This is a genomic window from Nocardioides sp. (genome assembly GCF_047607365.1).
In the GTDB taxonomy this organism is placed as follows: Bacteria; Actinomycetota; Actinomycetes; order Propionibacteriales; family Nocardioidaceae; genus Nocardioides.
Map to the genome: position 1 here is coordinate 1 of NZ_JASGDD010000025.1, position 4,275 is coordinate 4,275.

7 protein-coding genes are annotated in these 4,275 nt (G+C 69.9%); all 7 read left to right on the top strand.

Annotated features, from left to right (window positions below; translation table 11 throughout):
* The first annotated feature begins 50 nt into the window (after positions 1-50).
* Complete coding sequence (locus QM572_RS02195) at positions 51-146, top strand: SHOCT domain-containing protein (RefSeq protein ID WP_415089569.1); 96 nt, start codon at positions 51-53, stop codon at positions 144-146.
* Positions 147-159: 13 nt separating this feature from the next.
* Positions 160-1,437, top strand: coding sequence for a TFIIB-type zinc ribbon-containing protein (locus QM572_RS02200; RefSeq protein WP_415089559.1), 1,278 nt, complete (start codon positions 160-162; stop codon positions 1,435-1,437).
* Complete coding sequence (locus tag QM572_RS02205) at positions 1,434-1,715, top strand: hypothetical protein (protein WP_415089561.1); 282 nt, start codon at positions 1,434-1,436, stop codon at positions 1,713-1,715. The genes QM572_RS02200 and QM572_RS02205 overlap by 4 nt, the downstream gene beginning before the upstream one ends.
* 20 nt (positions 1,716-1,735) lie before the next feature.
* A complete protein-coding gene (pyrH, locus tag QM572_RS02210) occupies positions 1,736-2,446 on the top strand; it encodes a UMP kinase (RefSeq protein WP_415089563.1) in 711 nt (236 codons plus the stop codon).
* Between the two features lie 58 nt (positions 2,447-2,504).
* Positions 2,505-3,059 carry a ribosome recycling factor gene (frr, locus tag QM572_RS02215; protein WP_415089571.1) on the top strand — a complete coding sequence of 185 codons (555 nt, stop codon included), beginning with the start codon at positions 2,505-2,507 and terminating at the stop codon, positions 3,057-3,059.
* Positions 3,056-3,907: a phosphatidate cytidylyltransferase gene (locus tag QM572_RS02220; RefSeq protein ID WP_415089565.1), complete on the top strand. Its 852-nt coding sequence runs from the start codon at positions 3,056-3,058 to the stop codon at positions 3,905-3,907. The genes frr and QM572_RS02220 overlap by 4 nt, the downstream gene beginning before the upstream one ends.
* Before the next feature lie 54 nt (positions 3,908-3,961).
* Positions 3,962-4,275, top strand: a 314-nt coding sequence (locus tag QM572_RS02225) for a hypothetical protein (RefSeq protein WP_415089567.1), incomplete at its 3' end; no start/stop codon positions are given.

The following is a 4,275-nucleotide window of genomic DNA, read 5'->3' on the forward strand; positions in this document are numbered from 1 at the left end:
CGGCTCCGGCTGCCCCTGCCGCCGGCGCCGCTCCCGCCGCCGAGGACCCCATGGCGGTCCTCACCCGTGCCAAGCAGATGCTCGACGCCGGCCTCATCACGCAGGCCGACTACGACGCCGCGAAGGCCAAGGCCCTGGGCCTCTGAGATGGCCTCGGAGATGCCGGAGGAGTCAGCCGGGCCGAGCGACTCGGAGGGTCCACGGAGGCCGACCTTCGACGGGCCGCCGCTCTCGCTCGAGGAGGAGATCGCCGCGGCGAAGGCGGAGCCCGAGCCGGGACCGAGCATCGAGACGGTCAACGTCGCGGTCAAGGACGGCGTCAACCGCTGCCCGAAGTGCGGCTCGACCGACGTCCAGCTCCGCGAGGCGACGGGGATGCTCGTGTGCCGGTTCTGCCGGCACGAGTGGACCGAGGAGCGGGTCGAGGAGGAGTTCGGCCTCGGCGAGGGCATCGACCAGCTCCAGGGCACCGTGATCGCCAGCGGCGCGGCCGACATCCAGGCCGACGCCGCCGACCAGGTGACCTTCAAGTGCGAGGCCTGCGGCGCCGAGGTCGTGGTCGACACCGCCCACGCCCTCAACGCCCGCTGCCACTGGTGCCGGCACACGCTCAGCGTCAACCAGCAGATCCCCAACGGGGCGGTCCCCGACGCCGTACTGCCGTTCCAGCTCAACAAGGACGTCGCCGTCGGGAAGATCCGCGACTTCGCCTCGAAGCGGCGGCTCTTCGCCCACCGCCGGTTCCGGCACGAGTTCGTGCCCGAGAACGTCCTCGGCGTCTACCTGCCCTATCTCGTCGTCGACGGCCGGGCCGAGACCGAGTTCGTCGGCCGGGGCGAGGTCGAGACGAAGCGCTGGACGGAGAAGCACGGCGACGACACCCAGACCTTCTACGCCGCCGACGTCTTCCGGGTGTCCCGCGCCGTCGCGTTCACCGTGGACGACCTGACGATGGAGGGCTCCTCCGCGCGCGCCGACTTCGGCAACGGCACGACCAACAACATCATCAACTCGATCCTCCCGTTCGACACGAAGAACGCGGTGAAGTGGAACGCGAGCTATCTCGTCGGCTTCACCAGCGAGAAGCGCGACCGCAACGTCAGCGGCATGGAGCCCGAGCTGGAGGACCAGCTCCTCTCCATCGGACGCTCCCAGGTCCACCCCTCCCTGGGCCGCTTCGACCGTGGCGTGCGCTGGGAGCAGGAGAAGGTCACCGTCGGCGGGTCCCGCTGGGTCGCGATGTACCTGCCGGTCTGGCTCTACTCCTACCGCCAGGCCAGCAACGGGATGCTCCACTACATCGCCGTCAACGCCCGCACGGGGGAGACCATGGGCAGCATCCCGATCTCGCAGCCCAAGCTGCTCCTGGCCGCGCTCACGGTCGGCACCGTCCTCGAGGGCATCGTCGGCACCTTCCTCGTGGCGGCCGCGCGATGACCGGCATCCTGGACGTCGTCGTCCTCAACTCCGACGGCGGCGGCGCGCTGTGGCTCCTCGCCGCCGGGCCCGCGGGCGCGATCGGGACCTACTGGAGCGTCTACCGCTACTACCGCAACAACGACAAGAGCCACGACTTCGAGCGCGACACCCTCATCGAGGCCAAGCCGGTCACCGGCACCGAGGAGCGCGTCGACCACATCTCGCGCACGAGGGACTCCGACATCGACGGCGACAACAGCGCCGCCTACCGCCAGCGGGTCCAGCGACTGCGCTGACGCACGGTAAGGTCGCCTGCGTGACGTATCGACGGGTCCTGCTGAAGCTCTCCGGTGAGGTCTTCGGAGGTGGCCGGGTCGGGGTCGACCCCGACGTCGTCGGGGCGATCGCCCGCGAGATCAAGGCGGTCGTCGACGCCGGGGTCCAGGTGGCGGTCGTCACCGGTGGCGGGAACTTCTTCCGCGGCGAGGAGCTCCAGCAGCGCGGCATGGACCGCGTGCGGGCCGACTACATGGGCATGCTCGGCATCGTGATGAACTGCCTGGCCCTGCAGGACTTCCTCGAGAAGCTCGGCGTCGACACGCGCGTCCAGACCGCGATCACGATGGGCCAGGTCGCGGAGCCCTACATCCCGCGGCGCGCGATCCGGCACATGGAGAAGGGGCGCGTCGTCATCTTCGGCGCCGGCATGGGCCTGCCCTACTTCTCGACCGACACGGTGGCCGTCCAGCGTGCGCTGGAGAGCCACTGCGACGTCGTACTCGTCGGGAAGAACGGGGTGGACGGGGTCTACTCCGCCGACCCCCACAAGGACCCGACGGCGACGAAGTACGAGCACCTCACCTACGACGAGGCCATCGCCCAGGGCCTCAAGATCATGGACCAGACCGCCTTCACCCTCTGCCGGGAGAACAAGATGCCGATGGTCGTCTTCGGCATGGAGCCCGAGGGCAACATCCTGCGCGTCGTGCGGGGTGAGAGGATCGGCACGCTAGTCAGCGCCGGCTGACCACACGGGCCGTCGGCGCCCGACCCGTACTACGAGAAGCACGCAGGAGCACACGGTGATCAACGACATCCTCAACGAGGCCGACGACAAGATGGGCAAGTCCGTCGACGCGACCAAGGAGGACTTCAACACCATCCGTGCCGGCCGCATCACGCCCGCCGTCTTCAACAAGCTGACCGCGGAGTACTACGGGACGCCGACGCCGCTCCAGCAGCTCGCCACCTTCACCAGCCCGGAGCCGCGCGTGATCAACATCGCGCCCTTCGACCAGTCCGCCATGGGCGCCATCGAGAAGGCCATCCGCGACTCCGACCTCGGCGTCAACCCGTCCAACGACGGCAAGATCCTGCGCGCGGTCTTCCCCGACCTCACCGAGGAGCGCCGCAAGGACTTCATCAAGCAGGCCAGGGAGAAGGCCGAGCAGGGCCGCATCGCCGTGCGCCAGGTCCGCCAGAAGGCCAAGCAGAGCCTCGAGAAGCTCGGATCGGACGGCGAGGTCGGCAAGGACGACGTCACCGGCGCCGAGAAGCGGCTCGACGGCCTCACCAAGAAGCACACCGACGCCATCGACGACCTGCTCAAGGCCAAGGAAGCCGAGCTCCTCGAGGTATGACGGAGGTCAAGGAGCACGGCCGGGCGGGCCGTGACCTCAAGGCTGCCATCGCCTCGGGGGTCGGTCTCCTCGCGCTCGCGGCGGTGACGCTGCTCTTCTGGAAGACGGCCTTCCTCATCCTCGTGATCGCCGTGCTCGTGGTCGCGGTGTGGGAGCTGCGCCGTGGGCTGCTGGTCAAGGAGATCGACCTGCCCGAGCAGCCGCTCATGGTGGGCGGCGCGGTGATGATCGCGGTCGCCTACCTCTGGGGCGCCCCCGCTCTGGTCACCGCCACGGCCGTCACCGCGCTGGCCATCATGCTGTGGCTCCTGCACCGTGGCATCGAGGGCTACGTGCGTACGGCGACGGGCGCGGTGTTCACGCTCATCTACCTGCCCTTCCTCGGCTCGTTCGTCGGCCTGATGCTCGCCGAGGGCGGGACCTGGCGGGAGACCGGCATCGACGACGGGGTGAAGGGGATGATCGCCTTCGTCCTCATCACGGTCGCCTCGGACACCGGCGGCTACATCGCCGGCGTCCTCTTCGGCCGCCACCCGATGGCGCCGGTGATCAGCCCCAAGAAGTCCTGGGAGGGCTTCGCCGGATCGATCGTGCTGAGCATCGCCGCCGGTCTCCTCGTCGTCACCTGGTGGCTCGACGGCGCCTGGTGGGTCGGTGTCGTCGCGGGCCTGATCGGCGCGTCGATGGCGGTGCTCGGCGACCTCGTCGAGTCGGTGATCAAGCGCGACCTCGGCATCAAGGACATGAGCCAGGTCATCCCCGGCCACGGTGGCGTGATGGACCGGCTCGACTCGCTGCTGGCGACCATCGCGCCGCTCTGGCTGCTGCTGCACTACACGGTCTTCTGATCTCGCGCTGATCACGTCGCGGACAGGCGGCCGCCTCCGGCGTACAGTGAACACATGTACACCGAAGCGGGCCCCGGCGCCCGATCCACCGCTCGATCCGTCGGTGGCCCGTCCGTCCTCGACGGCGCGGCGCTGCTCGCGGAGGTGGCCGACGAGCTCGTGCTGCGCACCGTCCACGACACCCACCGCGCCATCGGCGGCCGCGTCCACCGGGTCGCCGCGCGAGCCACGGCCGGCGCCTCGGCGATGCCCACCACGGCCCACGCTGCCGTCTCCGAGGGCGTCTACGCCGCGATCGGCCTCGGGCTGAGGGCGGCGCGCGCCGGGCTCGACCAGGCGGCCCGCCGCGACGGCGGCGGCCGGGCTCC

Bases quoted from the DNA above. Each gene is read 5' to 3' on its own strand.
- QM572_RS02195 (WP_415089569.1), top strand. From the start codon at position 51: ATGGCGGTCCTCACCCGTGCCAAGCAGATGCTCGACGCCGGCCTCATC.
- QM572_RS02200 (WP_415089559.1), top strand. From the start codon at position 160: ATGCCGGAGGAGTCAGCCGGGCCGAGCGACTCGGAGGGTCCACGGAGG.
- QM572_RS02205 (WP_415089561.1), top strand. From the start codon at position 1,434: ATGACCGGCATCCTGGACGTCGTCGTCCTCAACTCCGACGGCGGCGGC.
- QM572_RS02220 (WP_415089565.1), top strand. From the start codon at position 3,056: ATGACGGAGGTCAAGGAGCACGGCCGGGCGGGCCGTGACCTCAAGGCT.